A 17,397-nucleotide genomic window follows, 5' to 3' on the forward strand; every position below is an offset into this window, starting at 1 on the left:
CTCCCCCAATCAAGAGAAATTTTGGATATAGTGGGATAATTCTCAAGGTCCAACGGCAAAACTGCCATCTACACCTATAGTTTCTCTTAGAGTAATCAGTCGTGGCAAGTAACAAGATTTTAGTTATTGATGACACCACAGTTGTCAGGGTAAAAGTACGAGAAATGTTGCCTCCAGGCAATTTCGAGGTTATAGAAGCAAAAGACGGCTTGGAAGGACTCAATTTCATCCTTCAAGAAAAATTCAGCTTGATCATGTTGGATTTTCTATTGCCTAAAATGAGTGGTTGGGAAGTTTTCCAGCAAATTCAAGCCCAGCCAGAGTTAAGGAAGATTCCCTTAGTGATGATGTCTGGTCGTAAGGAAGAGGTGACGGAAAAAATTCCAGAACCCTTTGAATATTTTGAGTTTCTTGGGAAGCCATTTGACCAGAAGCAACTAATTGGCGCAATTAAATCAGCAATGGCGAAAGCCAAACAGGTACGCCCAGAACCAGTTTTGGTTGGAGCAGGTGTTGCTGTTAACAATGGTCCAGTCTCAACTTCTAATTACGGTAATGGCACAGTAACAACTTCTGGTACTGTCAATAGTGCAGTTCAATCCTCTGTTGTTGAGTCCGCTTCTTCTACGGAAATTGAGATTCTCAATGAAAAAATTGTCAAAATGCAAGCAGAAATTGATGGTTTAAAGAAACAGCTAGCTCAAGTTGTGACATTTATTAAACAGAAAATTAAGTAGCGTTGGCGCTGAATATCAACTTGAACACCCTGATTACTTGACTCGATAACCTATATGCGATCGCATCTGGTTAAAAATTCTTAGTGCTAGTAGAGTGATAAATTTTGCTTAATCTCGCAAGTGGATGAAATTTATATCAATACCTAGGGTCGAGCGAACTGCAAAAGATTAGTAATCTCAACTGCTATGTCAAGCAAAGTAGCTATAGACATACTACACCTGCCCAAGTTTCTTCTAGCAAGGATAAAGGCAGGCTTTTTTATTTAAATAATCTAGAGAGAATATAATAGACTCCGGAGCGATCGCGCTTGCTATTTTTATAATTATCCTATTTTACACTAAGGTAATTATTTTAATTTATTGCGAACTACAACATTAAAGTATACATAACAAACAAAACTATAACTATTTAATGATAGTGGTAACTATGACATGGGCATACTGAACCATAGAAATAAAATTATGAGAAGCAGATGCAATGTTAGTAGTATCAGAAACATTATCTCCTATAATTGGCTATCACATTATTGAGCAATTATATTCAGGTAAAAAAACCTTAGTTTATCGAGCTATCAGAGAAAAAGACCAGCAATCAGTTATTTTAAAATTGATGCGCACTGAAGATCCTAACTTTGCTGAAATTAATCAGTTCCGCAATCAATACACAATTACTCAAAATCTTGAACTTCCGGGCATAGTCAAACCAATAAGCTTAGAAACCTACCACAATAGATATTTCCTAGTAATGGAAGACTTTGGTGGTATAGCCCTGAATACATGGCAACTAAAAGAGCAGAAAAAGGGGAATAATTCTATTTCTTTAAGTAAATTTTTCGAGATTGCGATCGAAATTAGTGCAACTTTAGAAGGGTTACATCGCCATCGCATCATTCACAAAGACATCAAACCTGCCAACATCCTGATTCATCCCATAGCAGGTAAGACTAGAATCATCGATTTTAGTCTCGCTACTCTATTACCAAAAGAAATTCAATTTCTCACAAATCCTAACGTCCTAGAAGGTACTCTAGCTTATATTTCTCCTGAACAAACAGGACGCATGAATCGAGGTATAGACTACCGTACCGACTTTTATTCCTTAGGTGTTACCTTCTTTGAACTCCTGACTGGGCAGTTACCCTTCAATACCACTGAACCGATGGAGTTAGTCTACTCTCACATTGCCAAAGAACCGCCAAAAGCCAGCCGGATTAACTCTAATATTTCTACAATTTTATCTGATATTATCAGCAAGCTGATGGCAAAAAATGCCGAAGACCGATATCAGAGTGCTCATGGACTCAGGTATGACTTGGAGAGATGTCAAAACCAATGGCAAGAGAAAGGAAATATTACAGCCTTTGAATTAGGGATTCGGGATATCTCAAACCATTTTGCCATTCCTGAAAAACTTTATGGTCGCCAACGAGAGATTGAAATTCTACTCACTACTTTTGATCGGGTGACAAGCGGAAGCACGGAAATGATCTTAGTCGCTGGTTATTCAGGGATTGGTAAAACCGCTATAGTCAACGAAGTCCACAAACCCATTGCCAGACAGCGTAGTTACTTCATCAAAGGGAAATTTGACCAGTTCCAACGTGACATTCCGTTATCAGGATTGGTACAAGCTTTGCGAGATTTAATTGGGCAAATACTCTCAGAAACAGATGCCCAAATTCAACAGTGGAAAGCCAAAATTATATCGGCATTGGGTACACAATCTCAGGTAATTATTGATGTAATTCCTGAACTCGAAAGAATTATTGGCGAACAACTTTTAGTTACTGAACTTGCTGGTAGCGCTGCTCAAAATCGCTTCAATTTATTGTTTCAGAGATTTATCCAGGTTTTCACTACTAAAGAGCATCCTCTGGTAATCTTTCTGGATGATTTGCAATGGGCAGATACGGCTTCCTTGAAATTTATTCAATTATTAGTTAGTGGAACTTCTTCTCGCCTTGCTAGCGATACAGAAGATATATCTGAGAATAAGGCTAGTCTGCTAATGATTGGGGCGTATAGAGATAATGAAGTATTAAATCTACATCCATTACATTTGACACTACAAGAAATTGCCAAAGCAGGAACAGTAATTAATACAATTCAACTTTCACCATTAAGTCAGGTTGATTTGAATCATCTAATTGCTGATACGCTGCGTTGCAGAGAAGTAATTGCTGTGCCTCTAACTCAAATGGTGTTTGCTAAAACTAAAGGTAACCCATTCTTTGCATCTCAATTTCTCAAATTATTATATGATGATGGGCTAATTGAATTAAATTTTGATGCTGGCTATTGGCAGTACGATATTACCAAAATTAAAACACTGTCTCTTACAGATGATGTAGTAGAATTTTTGGGTATTCAAATAGAAAAGTTGCCCAAGGATGTACAAAATGTATTAAAAATATCTGCTTGCATTGGTAATGAATTTGACTTAAAGACATTGGCAATTGTTAATGAGAAATCTGTAATAGATACTGCATCAGATTTATGGCAAGCATTACTTGAAGGACTGATTGTACCGCAGAAAGATGGTTATAATCTTATACCAGAAGATGAGAGACAGTTATTAAACATTTCAAATAGAGAATCAGAAAATTTATCAATTACTAATTCTCAATTACCTAAATATAAATTTGTACATGACCGAGTTCAGCAAGCAGCTTATTCTCTAATTCCCCAAGACCAAATAAAGCAAATTCACTTAAAAATTGGGCAGCTTCTCTTTAAGAATACCCCAGTTGTCGAACGTGAAGAAAGAATTTTTGAGCTTGTCAATCAGTTCAATATTGCAGTTGAATTCATCACAGATCAAGCTCAACGTGATGAGCTAGCCCAAATGAATCTGATTGCTGGACGTAAAGCTTTGGTATCAACAGCTTATTCATCTGCACTTAAGTATTTAACTACTGGCATTGAGCTACTAACAGATGATAGTTGGAATGCTAAATATGATATCACCTTAGCTTTGTATAATACGGCAGCAGAAGCAGCATATCTCAGTGGCGACTTTGAATATACAGAAAAATTTGTCCAGGTTGTATTGGTAGAGGCAAAAACTCCACTGGATCAAGTGAAAGCTTATGAAGTTAAAATACAGTCTTATGGTGCACAAGGGAAAGAACTGGAAGCTGTCAATATTGCAAAAATCTTTTTGAAAACTTTGGGAGTAGAGTTCCCTACAAATCCCAGCCAATCAGATATTCAGATAGAAATAGAGACAACCTCTGCAAAATTGGCTACTAGACCCATTCAAGACTTAATTGAACTGCCAGAAATTACAGAAGCCCAACCACTGATAATCATGCGTATTCTATCTAGTGCAATTGCTCTTGCTTATACAGTTGCGCCTGAATTATTAGTGTTGATTATTCTGAAACAGATCAATTTATCTATTAAATTTGGTAATTCTCCTTTATCTGCTTTTGCATATGTGATGTATGGAGTAATGCTGTGTGGGGTAATGGGAGATATTGATTCTGGATATAAATTTGGGAAACTGGCTGAGAGTTTATTGCCTAAATTCCAAACAAGAGGAGTAACTGGCAAGGTTATGGAAACATTTAATCATCTTGTCAGACATTGGAAAGAGCATATAAAGCAAACATTGAAACCTTTACTTGAGGCTTATACCACTAATCTCGAAGCAGGAGATATGGAATTTGCAGCTTATGCTCTTTATGGTTACTGCCAACATGTATATTTTACAGGACAAGAACTAGTAGAACTTGAGCAAGAGATAGAGACATATAGCAATATTATTAGGCAAATAAAGCAAGAAAGAGTATTTCATTGGAATGAAATATTTCGGCAAACAATCTTAAATCTTCTGGGAGATGTTAAAAATCCGCAGAGTTTAATCGGTGAAGTATATGATGAGGATAAAATGCTACCGCTTCATCTTAAAGCTAAAGATGGAGGAGCACTTTTTTTCCTATATTTCTGCAAACTTCACCTGTGTTATCTGCTGGCTGATTACTCTCAAGCCCTTAAAAATACAGTAATGGCAGAAAAGTACTTATATGCTGTTATAGGTATGTTTGTTACTGCTCAATTCTATTTCTACGATTCATTGACGCATCTGGCAGTATATTCTGATTTCGAGGAATTTGAACAAAAAGATATCCTCCATAGAGTGGCAGCAAATCAGGAAAAAATGCAAAATTGGGCAGTTCAGGCTCCTATGAATCACTTGCATAAATTTCATTTAGTGGAGGCAGAACGGCATCGAGTTCTTGGTCAATATCTTGAAGCGATAGATAATTACGAATACGCTATTTCCTTGACCAAGGAAAATGATTACATTAACGAAGAAGCTCTTGCTTACGAGTTAGCGGCTAAATTTTATCTCGCATGGGGTAAAGACAGAATCGCCCAACTCTACCTCACTGATGCTTACTATTGCTATCTTCGCTGGGGAGCATTAGCCAAAGTTGATGACTTACAAAAACGCTATCCTCAATTACTGGTTTCCATAATTCAGCAAGAAAAACTTAGCCATTCTTGCAGTGAAAAAAATCTACCTGAACTGAGCATACACTTATCTACACTCAGTAATAAATCTACTTTAGTGACGAATGAAACTGTTATTGGCTCCAACACCAGTATTTCAGATATGTTGGATTTGGCAACTGTCATTAAAGCTTCTCAAGCAGTCTCTGGAGAGATTGAACTGGAGGCACTTCTTTCTACTTTAATGGAAGTTGTCATGGAAAATGCGGGAGCTTCTAAATGTGTGTTGATATTAAGTGAAGCTAATAACTTAGACTTAACTGTTACCGCAGTTAGTTCCGGTTCAACTTTTGGAGCTACTCACACGGAGTTTTTATCTATTCCTTTAGAGTCCAGCGATCGTGTTCCTATTTCTTTGATTAATTATGTCAAACGTACTCAAGAAATATTAGTAATTGATGACATCAAAGCTCAAGCCTCTTTTGCAGTAGATAGTTATATTACCCGTGAGGAACCAAAGAGCGTGTTATGTATTCCGATGCTTAATCAAGGCAAATTGCTGGGGCTTATTTACCTAGAAAATAATTTAACTACGGGAGCATTTACACGCGATCGCCTAGAACTTCTAAAACTCTTAACTATCCAAGCGGCAATCTCTTTAGAAAATGCCATTCTCTACAATAATTTGGCTGAAGCTAATGAGCGCTTGGAAGAATACAGCCATGTACTAGAGGAAAGGGTGGTGGTCAGAACAGCAGAAATTAATGAAAAAAATAAACATTTGCAAGCAGCACTAGAAGAATTACAAAGTACTCAAAGTCAATTAATTCAAAGTGAAAAAATGTCTTCTTTAGGGCAAATGATAGCGGGAATTGCTCATGAAATTAATAACCCGATTAACTTTATTCATGGTAATATTTCTCATGCGAGTGACTATGTTCAAGATTTGCTAGATTTGATTAATATTTATCAGCAAGAATATCCCCATCCATCGGCAATAGTGGAGGAAAAAATTCAGGAGATGGATGTGCATTTCCTGACAGAAGACCTACCGAGAGTTCTCGATTCTATGAAGCTTGGAAGTTCCCGTATCCGGAATATAATTCTGAGCTTACGTAACTTCTCTCGTCTAGATGAGTCGGAAATGAAGCCTGTAAATATTCATGAAGGAATCGACAGTACCCTAATGATTTTGCAGCATCGACTCAAGGAAAAGAGCGATCGCCCGGAAATTGAGGTCGTCAAAGAATACGCACCACTGCCAAATGTTAGTTGCTATGCTGGTCAACTCAACCAGGTATTTATGAATATCTTAAGTAATGCGATCGATGCTTTAGAGGAGTACAAGCATGAAGGAGATTCTCTAATTAAAAATCCTCAAATTCGCATTCGCACTGAACTAGGAGAAGCGAACACGCTGAAGATTCGGATTGCTGATAACGGTCACGGCATGACTGCACAGGTGCAGCAGAAAATATTTGACCCATTTTTTACTACTAAAGCAGTAGGAAGTGGTACGGGGTTGGGGTTGTCAATTAGCTATCAAGTTGTGGTAGATAAACACAAGGGTCAATTAAGCTGTGATTCAAGTCCTGGAAAAGGGACTGAGTTTGTGATTGAAATTCCGATGCAACAGTAAGACAAGCTGTCGATACGGTTCGGTGAAGTTCTCAACCGAACCGTATTGCGGAGATATTAACTAACAGTGCTCACCTCTATATTTGCCGCGATCGCAGAATCATTGAGAGATGAATGTTGTTTTGCTTGTAATTCCTGTCGGAGATTTTTGTAAGCAGATGGATCTGCTGGCATCATCAACTCCCCAAGAAGGTTTGCAGGTTTGCGGCAGGTGCTGAGGCCCATATCCTGAATCAACTCATCGATGTAATGGAAGGTAAAAGGAATTAAACATGCTCCACTTACAAAAGCATATGGTCTATCTTTCTTCCTCCATTCCAACTCTGCCGTGACATCCTCTAGCATCTCTTGCTGGGATGGTAAGGCCATATTTCCTTTGACATACTCTGATAACCACCGGGCACCAATCTCCGCTGATAACTGGGCACAGAAGGTGTAGTTATAACCAACGAAACCCATTTGAGGAACTTGAGGGTGAATGAGATGGCGGTAAAGATGAATGGTGCCTTGCTCATCAAATACGTGCCTGTAGTACTTCTCTTCTAAAAAAGGGATATTCTGAAGAAATCCTGTGCCAAAGACGACGATATCTGCGTGTACTTGTTCGCCGTTATCTAATTCCACGCCACTAGCAAAAAACTTGTTGATCTTTGTCTTGACAGCGCGGATTTTTCCTGCGCGGACATGCTCAAAAAAGCCTTGAGGTGCCAAGCCGATACTACAGCCTATCAATTTATTAATGGGTTGTTTGGGCACCATCCCACAAGCATCAAGCGGAAACTGTAAGCGCAGGATAGTCTCGTTTAGCCGCCAGAATACCCACACCAGTGGCTTCCCAAAACTATGCAGCCACTTTTCCCATCCTTGAAGTTTATGATAGGGCATCCAAGTTTCTGCAAACCGAGTCAGGAAAATATACTTGATGTTGAACAGACCAAGAAAGAAGTTGGGAACTTTCCATAGCGCTTGACGGAACACAAGGGTACATTCCTTGGCCTTAGTAGCTGCGAGATTCGCAAGATCGGTAGCTGACTTACCAAAACCTACAACAACCACTCGCTTGCCTTCAATTACAGAGCCGTCATTAAAGTTGTTAGTATGTATTACCTGACCTCCAGCTGCTATGAACTCTTCCATTCCCGGCAAGTTAGGAATGTAGGGAATATCACAAAGGCCATTGCACACAATAACAAAGTCGAACTCGTAATTTTGTTTTCTTATCTCCTTACCATCTTCTTGAAAGCTAACACTAACCATCCATCCAGGAGTATTTCCTGATTTGCGCTCTACTTTAGTTACTTTCACACCGAACTGAATTTTTTCTGCTACACCAAAGTATTGGGCATAAGATTCTAGGTAAGCGCATATTTGCTCTCCTGAAGGCCATTCTGGATAAGAGGCGGGCATAGGATAGTCTGAGAAAGCATATGTGTCTCTGGGGTTTTGGCTCGACAGTCCTGGGTAAGCCCTCGACCTTTCCCACACACCACCAAGTCCCTGCCGTTTCTCGAATACTGTAACTTCGTAACCTTCCTCAAGAAATGTCTTTGCTGAAACTAATCCGCTGACTCCAGCCCCAATCACGCATACTTGTTTGACTGTCATCTTGGGTTCTCCTAAATTATTAAATTGGTACAGGAATTTGCTGTGTCCGATCGCTAACCACGCTAAGATACTCAGACTGTTCTTGAGACTTAATTACATGAGTTAAATATTCATATTGAGACGGCAAAGTCGAACTTAGGTAATCGGCTCTTTCCTTAATTTCCACAAATGCAGCCTGGGCATTGTGATTTCTGATATGCTCTAAAACAGGGAGGCTGCTTTCAGGCAGATAATTTAACCCCAGCAACATTACCGAATAAGAGTAAGACTCGAAGCCGTGGTATTTCGGGTTGATACTCTTGTTGCTTGGCAGTCTATTTTTCCATAATCTTAATTTTTCCCGTAGTTCTTCTGGGACTTTGATATCGTTCTTAGTTGCTTTCCAAAACTCTGTGTCGGCGCGATCGCTAGCATAGTAATGAAGTGTCAAGAATTCTCGTACCCCATCTATGCAGTCAGCAACAGCTTTGTTATAGCTGCAAATTAGCTCTTTATTGAAAGATTTGGTGGGGAAGTGGTTAACTAACTCTTCAATCCCATGTTGAATAAAGAAGATACCAGTAGATTCTAATGGTTCCACAAATCCACTGGAAAGTCCAATTGCTACACAGTTTTTCACCCATGAGTTTCTGTTACGTCCAATCCGCATCTTGATATGAGAGGCTTTGCAATTGTTAGCAGCGACTCCCAAATGCTGGCGAAATTCTTGTTCTGCTTCCTCCGCAGAGATGAATGCGCTGGAATAAACATACCCTGTACCATTTCTGCCATACAAAGGTATATTCCAGACCCAACCAGATGAGAGCGCAGTTGCAGTTGTGTAAGGGTTAATACCATCTTTCTTCAGATCGGTTGGTATCTGCATAGCGATCGCGTGATCGCACAATAGCGACTCTGAATAAGAAATAAATGGCTCACCAAGAGCTTTATTGATCAAAAGACCACGGAAACCAGTACAGTCAATAAAAAGGTCGCCACTGAGAATGCCATGCTCTTTGGTGTTGAGACTATCTATGCTCCCATCCCCCATTAACTTGACATCCACCACATCATCAACAATTTGCTTCACTCCCCTTTGTATCGCATAATCTTTCATGAATCTTGCCAGTAGATTCGCATCAAAATGATAAGCATAGGGGTACTGAATCTTTAAATTGTCCAGTATGTTTTTCTTAGTGATATTCTCCTGAGAAAATTCATTTTGAACTTTGTTATCAAAGACTTTACCATCAAAATATCTAGGAGACCTTTGATTGTCGCACAGCCAAGGAATTAAAAAGCAGGCATAATCGAATGCTTCTTGGTCTTTCTTCATTTTCAGCCACCATTCAGAGATATCAAAGCCGTCGATTACCTCATATCTCTGGAAAGGATGGTAGAAGTGTTGCCCCTTCGCATTCCAGTTTACAAACTTAATTGCCATCTTATATGTGGCATTACATTTTGGCATCCATTCATATTCTTGTAGTCCAAGAAAATCAAAGAATACTTTGATGGTGCTAAAAGTTGCTTCCCCCACTCCAACTTTTGTGATGTTCGATGATTCCACCAGAGTAATCTGCACATTCCTATCTAGTGCTTTACTCAAATAAGCTGCCGTCATCCAACCTGCTGAACCACCACCAACAATTACAACATTTTGTACATACTGTGACATAGCAAAATTTCTCCTTTAGGCTTGAATTAGGTATTAATTGTCAATTTCAAGAAGCTTGTTCGTTCATTTATGCAGCTTTCAATGGCTGCTCAATTTTATGGGTTTTGGCATATACTAAAAGGCCATTTGTAAATTGGGTAAAAACTGTAAATAAGTTCTCAACCAATTCAAAAGCTTCTTGTCGGGTTGCTTCTGATAGTTGAATATCTTGTAACAATTGTTCTATTCCAGATGAACCTGTCATGTGACCAGTTTCAACATCTAAATGGAAATCTGCAAAATATCGGCATGGTTTTTGCGTAATTGCTTTAATTTCTTTGCCAATTTCTGCTGCTATGGAAAACATTATATTGCCCGTTGCTTCGGTAACTTCAATGACTATTATTTTTTGGATAGGAGTAGCTTGTGAAGTATATCGATAGAGTTGATAGTTCAACCAGCGAGCATTCTTAGTTTCTTCACTCCAAAGAAATTTTAATGCATCACTAAATTTTAAGGATTTGTCAAGTTCTAAGTTCTTTATATCTTCCAAAAACCACAACCAATGATGGTCGTCTTCATAAGTATGTTTGTTAATTATTGCCTGAATAGGATCGCTCGTTGGTTCTACTCGTAAAAAATATTTATTCAGTTCACCAAAATTCATTATGAAATGAGCAGCGCATGGTGCCCAAGCCAGCCTTTGTTTGGGGTCTATACTTTGGTCTTGCATGAATTTAAATAATGGCAACTGAGAAAATTCCTGCTTTTTATTTTGAATTAATGCTAGAACTTCTTTCATGTTTATTGCTCCAAATTTCAATGGGTAATATGGGAAAAATTGTACTTTTACAGCATTGTGTAAGTATGCAAAAGTATTGAATGCAGATCGTTCATCACCAATCAGTAAATATCTGTTGAGACTTTTAGATATTTTTGATGAATATACCAGCATTTTTTTGATTATTGAATTAATATTAATTCAATAAAATATGGCTAGACATGCAGTTGGTAAGATTGCTTGGCAATAATTAGATGACAAACACTTATTTGCCATTAAAAAACAGTTATGATGAAAAAATCATCACCCTGGATGCAAAATATTTCTCAAGCTAAACCGCTACAATCTGGCAACTCTATACCCATTTTTAAGTGAGTATATTGCAATGCAACTATCGCCAGCCTAAAGGCTGTTATGCAAAAAAGCCAAGAGTATCAATTTCGTATTTCTAAGAAATTAATTTTCTCGTAAGTTGAAGTTATCATTCATTCTAGAAAATTCTCTTCTAGAACTTCAACATGCTTATTTATCACCCAAAAAAGCTTAAAGTGAGTTTGATGGATTTATTTTGCCTTATCCAACCATCTCACCAAAGTGGGAGATACTTAAAAGCTTCATTTTACCCTTACTTCTTTTTCTCCTACAAAGAGATCTACCTAACAGAGCTTTATTGCACTGAAATTGTTGAAGTTGCAGTCTATAACCTTAATTTCTCGGTAATCACTTAACAAGCTCAAGTGATTATAAGAATTAGAATTACAGGAACGTAGAACCCATTGTCCTGTCAATAGCCAGCCAAAACAAGATTTATACAGTGTGTAAATAATATTTACTGCCACCGTGAGTTGTGTTTAAGAGCTAAATTTAATTTTTCCAACACTTAATCTGTGCAACTATTCTTTAATTTTTTATTAAAAAATATATCCGTAATTACCTGGAATTACTAAAAATATTTATTTGATTTAAATACTTTGTAATAAAAAGTACGAATTATCGATCAAACTGGATACTATTGAGCCTTCAAGCTTGGAAGTATTACATACATTTGTTTTAATTAAACCAATATTACAGGTTTTGCTTAAATTAACTCAATATTATGTATGCTAAATAACAATCTTATAAAGTTTACTTAAATATTTTAAAGCTATTAATAAAATTCATTAATGTTAGTTAGTAATTTAAAATACAAAAAAAATAAGTAATTTCTCTTAATTGTTATGATTTAGTGACATAATAAATTTAGCACGCAGGCTAAAGTCTGTGCAGCGTCTTCTTAGAAATCACTCTTTCAACATTGAGAGATATCCAGTTTGTAGATAGCTGTTCATGGATAAAAGGGTGATAAAAGCGAAATGTATACAAAATTTTATATCAAATTTCAGATGCATAATTTATGCATCCATCAAAAGTAGTAAAACTAACCAGTAAGTAAATATGTTTTTAATATCAAGTAAATATCTCTCTAATCAACTATGACAAACGGAAAAACTTGATACGTGGGAAAACAGTAACAATAACGAATGATGAATCTTAAAGGTTGCGACTTAATAAGCTTGATGACAACTAAGTACTTATGCAAAATTAAATATACATTGTCATTGCGAGTGTAGCGTTCGCGTTGGCGTAGCCTCTCGTAGAGAAGCGTCCCGAAGGGAAGCGAAACGTAGCAATCGCAAGGGTTTGAGATTGGTTCAGTTCGTACCCTTCTCCTGCCGGAGACGCTACGCGTAGCTTGCTTCCCCGTAGGGGTACGGGAACGCCTGCCATAGGATGCCCAAAGGGCTGTAGGGCGAACGCAATGACATAAATATTTTTGCATACCCACTTATGCCAGAATAATGGGCAAACTAAGGTATGCAGGAGATTTACTCCACATTTACCAAGCTGTCCAAAAGTAAAAATCATCACACATATGGGTGTTCATGATTACCAAAAATTACTCCTGCGATTCATCCTGATTATTCCCTTTGCGATCCAAAACTTCGCCGCAGTGAGATTAGTGAAATATCTTTCTTTTAGAAATGCGCATAAGGAGTCATGAACTTCGTACTTCTCTCAACGTAATTCTCGGCTACGCCAAAATCCTACAACTTGATAAAACTGCCAGCCCCAAGCAACAGGATGGGATTAGCGTTATCCTCATTTTTTACTTTTCAAATAGAGTCCTTGGAGTTAGTTTTAAGAAATTCTCGTTGGATTACAAGGCTAATTCTACGCTTACAGCCTGCAAGTATAGCGATCGCTTCCGGAAAACTAGACTAAAAAGTTGAAATTAAGGGTAGAGATAAACTAAAGTCTGGCACAATCTTTTAACTAAATGGTCGCACAGTTGCAAGCATCATTCTTAGAACTAGAAACCAGAATTGAAAAACGTACTACCATTGTTAATCTGTGATAACCTTTAGGTTTTGCACTAATGGAAGCTCTCAACGGAAAAGAAGAATTAGAAAAAGCCCTTGCGTGGCAGCCTGAGTCAGTCATCACTGATATACAAAATCTTTGGACTACTGCCACCATTGACGATATTGCAGGGGTTGAAGAGGAACCTCAACGACTACAGCAGTTAGATATTAAATATCTAGCTTTTACTGGCAACCTTTTGAAACTCACTCAACATCTCGATAAAGAAGCTATTCTCAAGCCAGTTAAACAGTACATTTGACAGCCTTAAATATGGTTAATAATAAACAAAATCTCATCATGATTGTTGAAGATAAACCAACAAATGCCAAGGTACTGTTTGATTTTTTACAAGCATCCGGTTTTCGCGTTTTAGTTGCCACAAGTGGTGAGAGTGCTCTAGAGAAATTGCAAGTAGTTTCTCCTGATCTCATATTATTAGATATTATGATGCCGGGAATTGATGGCTTTGAAACCTACCGTCGTTTAAAACAAGAAAAAGCTACCCAAGACATCCCAGTTATTTTTATGACGGCTCTATCAGATGTGGTAGATAAAGTTAAAGGACTAACTCTCGGTGCAGTAGATTATATTACCAAGCCATTTCAGCCAGAAGATGTACTTGCTCGAATCAATCTTCATCTAAAACTGTGTCACCTCAACCAAAAACTGCAACAACGAGCGGCAGAGCTAACTGCTACGGTGGAACAGCTACAACAGTCGCAGCTGCGGTTAGTGCAAAGTGAAAAAATGTCTTCTTTAGGGCAGTTGGTTGCAGGAATTGCTCATGAAATTAATAATCCTGCTGGCTTTGTTAAGGGCAATCTCGCCTATGCTCATAAATATATGCAAGACCTGATCGATCATATTCATCTTTACAAAAATCAGGCTTCAGCAGCAGAAATCGCCCGACATGCAGCAAAAATTGATTTGGAATATCTCCTCAAAGATTGTCCACACATTCTCTCTTCAATGCATGAGGGAATAGAACGGATTTGCGATATTAGTGTTTCTCTACGCACCTTTGCACGTGCTGATAACATGGTGAAAATTCCTTTTAATATTCACGATGGCATCGACAGTACTATTTTAATTCTCAAGCATAGATTGAAGGCTTCTAATACTCGCCCAGCTATTGAAGTTATCCGAGATTACGATAATTTACCAGAAGTGGAATGCTTCCCTGGACAACTAAATCAGGTATTTATGAATCTTTTAGCTAATGCTATTGATGCTTTAGAAGAGTCAAATATAGGGAGTAGCTATCAAGAAATAGCAGAACACCCTAATTTTATTAAAATTCAAACTAAGTTAAGTGAAGATGAAAATTCTATCCTAATTATGATTAAAGATAATGGTTTAGGTATTCCAGATGAAATAAAATCCCAAATATTTGATAATTTATTTACAACTAAAGCTGTAGGAAAAGGTACAGGCTTAGGATTATCAATTACTCGTCAAATTATTGTAGAAGAACATGGGGGCAGTATAGAAGTAAATTCAGTACCAAGTGAAGGTACAGAATTTGTAATTACTCTTCCTGTAATAGACCTAAGTAATGGGTAATTGCTGTTTTGAATTACCCATTACCGATAACTAATTTATAATCCTTCTGGATGCTCGGTATTAACCGCACTTGCCTGAGTGCTAACAACAGTATTTGCTTGCAATATAGCAGTATTAGCAACTGAATTGTTAGCTAAGGTAAACAGAGGATTTGACAAAATCCCAGCAATGGAAGTGGCGATTAAAGTTACTATTAATCCCACCTGTAAAGGTCTAAATCCAGGTAGATTCCAATTTATTGCGGGATAATTCTTCACCACGTCAGACATTTCTTGAGGTTCTTTGACTACCATCATCTTGACTACACGAATGTAGTAGTAGATGGAGACCACTGTGGTAACTAACCCTAACAAGACTAACCAGTAAAGGCCTGCTTGCCAGCCAGCCCAGAACAAGTAAATTTTGCCAAAAAACCCAGCTAGTGGCGGAATACCACCTAAAGACAGCAGGGAAATACTCAAACCCAATGTCAGGAGCGGATCTTTTTGATACAAACCAGAGTATTCAGCAATCTGGTCGGTTCCAGTCCGCAGGGAGAACAGAATGATGCAGGTAAAGCCGCACAGGTTCATGAACAGATAGACCAGCAAGTAAAATATCATACTGGAATATCCAGCTTCAGTACCAGCAATTAAGCCAATCATCACAAACCCCGCTTGGGCAATGGATGAATAAGCTAGCATCCGTTTCATGCTGGTTTGTGCTAGGGCCACTACGTTACCCAACACCATACTGAGAACAGCAAGAGCAGTGAAGACGAATCTCCACTCGTCAGCAACAAAGGGAAAGACTGTGGTTAATAAGCGGATAGCTAGGGCAAAACCTGCGGCTTTGGAACCTACAGATAAAAAGGCAATCACTGGGGTGGGAGCGCCTTCGTAAACATCTGGGGTCCACTGGTGGAAGGGAGCAGCAGAAATTTTGAAGCCAATCCCTGCAATCACAAACACAAGGGCAATCACTACAGCCAATGACTGACCAATCTTAGCTGTAGCAATGCCATTGGCGATCGCACTCAGTTCTGTTTGTCCGCCGGATAATCCGTACAGCAGCGACACGCCATATAAAAATACTGCTGTACTGGAAGCTCCAATCAACAGATATTTCAGCGCCGCTTCATTAGAGCGCGGGTCACGCTTGGTATAACCTGTTAACAAATAAGAGGAAATACTCAGGGTTTCTAGAGAGATGAAAATCATCACTAACTCGCTAGCCCCGGATAAAAACATTCCTCCTAGGGTAGCAGTGAGCAAAATCGCAATGAATTCTGCTAAAGCAGTGCCACTCTGCTCCACATAGCGAATGGACATCAATATGGTAACGGCGGCAGACAAGGCAATGATACCGCGAAAGACGATACTCAGGTCGTCACCATTAAAGCCACCGCTAAAGGAGATGGGATTGGTAGCATCCCATTGAAAATACAGGGCGACAATCGCAGCAAGTAAACCTGCGATCGCTAGATACCCAATCCAGCGTGAAGATGTACGCCCCAAAATCAAATCAACAATCAAAACCCCCAAGAGGGTGAGAATGACAATCCCCTCTGGCAAAATCGTTCCAGCATTTAACTGGGATGCAAGATTAGCAAAATCCATGAGTTGTATAGGTTTTGGCGATTAGACATCAAGGCTAACTTTGTTCATTCTATCTATTGTTCTGAACTAAAGTTCCATAAACCTTTCTATCTAATTCCATAGACTATCCTCTTTTGAGCAGACATCGCTCAGAATCATATGGATTGAACTGGTATATTTGCAGCGTGGCTACCAATGCATCAATCCCTTGCACGCTTTACTTTTATAGCCCAGATAAGGAAATTAAATCTTGATCCCCTTAGGTATCAAACTTTCCAAGACGAATTTTGGATTGTAGAGCTTTAATTATGTTTAATTTATTTTAGGCAAGCTGATCCCCTACTAATTCATGGAAAAATAAGCAGTTCAAATATATAACTGAACTGCTTAGTATATAAACAAGCAGTCCAGTAGGTTACTGAATCTGCTAAGTATGGGATAATTGTTATTTAGCTAATGCTTTTTATAGCTTTGCCTTGATGAATAAGCTCAAGACTTAATAACGTCGTGAGTATCCACTGGCATTTTTTTCCCAATTGCCACCGCCAGAGCGAGTACTATTCTCCTCCCGTGGTCTAGCTTTGTTAACTTTCATTACACGCCCCATCCATTCGGCACCATCCAGAGCTTGAATAGCTGCATCTTCGGCGGCTGATGATTCCATTTCAACGAAACCAAAGCCCCTGGCGCGACCAGTTTCCCGATCTGTCGGTAATTGAACTCGCTTTACAGTACCGTACTCAGAAAATACCTTGGTGAGGTCGTCTTGTGTGACGCTGTAGGATAGGTTCCCTACGTAAATAGACATGAAACTCTCCAAAATCCATTGATGCAGAGATGCTTATCCGGAGAGCAGCTTGCAATTATTACTAACAACAAGATCCGTATCACCGAATTTAACTTCTCCGATTTTATGCTAGCACAACTTTTTGCTAGCAAAGCTAGAAATTTTATCCATTAGTCATAATGTGTGTTAAGATACAGTGTTTTTTATTATTT

Annotated in this window: 9 protein-coding genes; 4 read left to right on the forward strand and 5 right to left on the reverse strand. The window is 38.5% G+C overall.

What is annotated here, in order from left to right:
- Nucleotides 1-101 precede the first annotated feature (101 nt).
- Nucleotides 102-737, forward strand: a complete 636-nt coding sequence (locus BV372_RS20485) for a PleD family two-component system response regulator (protein WP_086688333.1) — start codon at nt 102-104, stop codon at nt 735-737.
- A gap of 478 nt (nt 738-1,215) precedes the next feature.
- Nucleotides 1,216-6,834 carry an ATP-binding sensor histidine kinase gene (locus BV372_RS20490; RefSeq protein WP_086688334.1) on the forward strand — a complete coding sequence of 1,873 codons (5,619 nt, stop codon included), beginning with the start codon at nt 1,216-1,218 and terminating at the stop codon, nt 6,832-6,834.
- Between the two features lie 56 nt (nt 6,835-6,890).
- Here BV372_RS20490 and BV372_RS20495 read toward each other — a convergent pair whose 3' ends face one another.
- The 3 genes from BV372_RS20495 to BV372_RS20505 form a co-directional block, all read right to left on the reverse strand.
- The gene (locus BV372_RS20495; RefSeq protein WP_086688335.1) at nt 6,891-8,438 is read right to left on the reverse strand and encodes an NAD(P)/FAD-dependent oxidoreductase; all 1,548 of its coding nucleotides are present in this window, start codon (nt 8,436-8,438) and stop codon (nt 6,891-6,893) included.
- A gap of 19 nt (nt 8,439-8,457) precedes the next feature.
- Entirely contained in the window at nt 8,458-10,095 is a 1,638-nt protein-coding gene (locus BV372_RS20500) for a tryptophan halogenase family protein (RefSeq protein ID WP_086688336.1), read from the reverse strand.
- A gap of 67 nt (nt 10,096-10,162) precedes the next feature.
- Nucleotides 10,163-10,876 carry a hypothetical protein gene (locus BV372_RS20505; RefSeq protein ID WP_086688356.1) on the reverse strand — a complete coding sequence of 238 codons (714 nt, stop codon included), beginning with the start codon at nt 10,874-10,876 and terminating at the stop codon, nt 10,163-10,165.
- A gap of 2,395 nt (nt 10,877-13,271) precedes the next feature.
- On the opposite strand from BV372_RS20505, the gene BV372_RS20520 reads away from it, so the two are divergent.
- On the forward strand, nt 13,272-13,517 hold the full coding sequence (locus tag BV372_RS20520) for a hypothetical protein (protein ID WP_086688339.1): 246 nt from the start codon (nt 13,272-13,274) through the stop codon (nt 13,515-13,517).
- A gap of 11 nt (nt 13,518-13,528) precedes the next feature.
- Nucleotides 13,529-14,821, forward strand: coding sequence for a sensor histidine kinase (locus tag BV372_RS20525; RefSeq protein WP_086688340.1), 1,293 nt, complete (start codon nt 13,529-13,531; stop codon nt 14,819-14,821).
- 35 nt (nt 14,822-14,856) lie between these two features.
- Here the strand turns inward: BV372_RS20525 and BV372_RS20530 are convergent, their stop codons facing one another.
- Both BV372_RS20530 and BV372_RS20535 read right to left on the reverse strand, forming a co-directional pair.
- Nucleotides 14,857-16,419, reverse strand: a complete 1,563-nt coding sequence (locus tag BV372_RS20530; protein WP_086688341.1) for an NAD(P)H-quinone oxidoreductase subunit N — start codon at nt 16,417-16,419, stop codon at nt 14,857-14,859.
- A 475-nt stretch (nt 16,420-16,894) separates the two neighbouring features.
- Nucleotides 16,895-17,206 (reverse strand): RNA-binding protein, encoded by a 312-nt coding sequence (locus BV372_RS20535; protein ID WP_086688342.1) that lies wholly within the window; start codon nt 17,204-17,206, stop codon nt 16,895-16,897.
- Between the last annotated feature and the right edge of the window lie 191 nt (nt 17,207-17,397).

This window comes from Nostoc sp. T09 (assembly GCF_002154695.1).
In the GTDB taxonomy this organism is placed as follows: Bacteria; Cyanobacteriota; Cyanobacteriia; order Cyanobacteriales; family Nostocaceae; genus Aulosira.

What these genes read in the sequence shown, in the direction of transcription:
- BV372_RS20500 (WP_086688336.1), bottom strand. Translation starts at nt 10,095, where the DNA reads ATGTCACAGTATGTACAAAATGTTGTAATTGTTGGTGGTGGTTCAGCA.
- BV372_RS20495 (WP_086688335.1), bottom strand. Translation starts at nt 8,438, where the DNA reads ATGACAGTCAAACAAGTATGCGTGATTGGGGCTGGAGTCAGCGGATTA.
- BV372_RS20505 (WP_086688356.1), bottom strand. Translation starts at nt 10,876, where the DNA reads ATGAAAGAAGTTCTAGCATTAATTCAAAATAAAAAGCAGGAATTTTCT.
- BV372_RS20520 (WP_086688339.1), top strand. Translation starts at nt 13,272, where the DNA reads ATGGAAGCTCTCAACGGAAAAGAAGAATTAGAAAAAGCCCTTGCGTGG.
- BV372_RS20530 (WP_086688341.1), bottom strand. Translation starts at nt 16,419, where the DNA reads ATGGATTTTGCTAATCTTGCATCCCAGTTAAATGCTGGAACGATTTTG.
- BV372_RS20490 (WP_086688334.1), top strand. Translation starts at nt 1,216, where the DNA reads ATGTTAGTAGTATCAGAAACATTATCTCCTATAATTGGCTATCACATT.
- BV372_RS20525 (WP_086688340.1), top strand. Translation starts at nt 13,529, where the DNA reads ATGGTTAATAATAAACAAAATCTCATCATGATTGTTGAAGATAAACCA.
- BV372_RS20535 (WP_086688342.1), bottom strand. Translation starts at nt 17,206, where the DNA reads ATGTCTATTTACGTAGGGAACCTATCCTACAGCGTCACACAAGACGAC.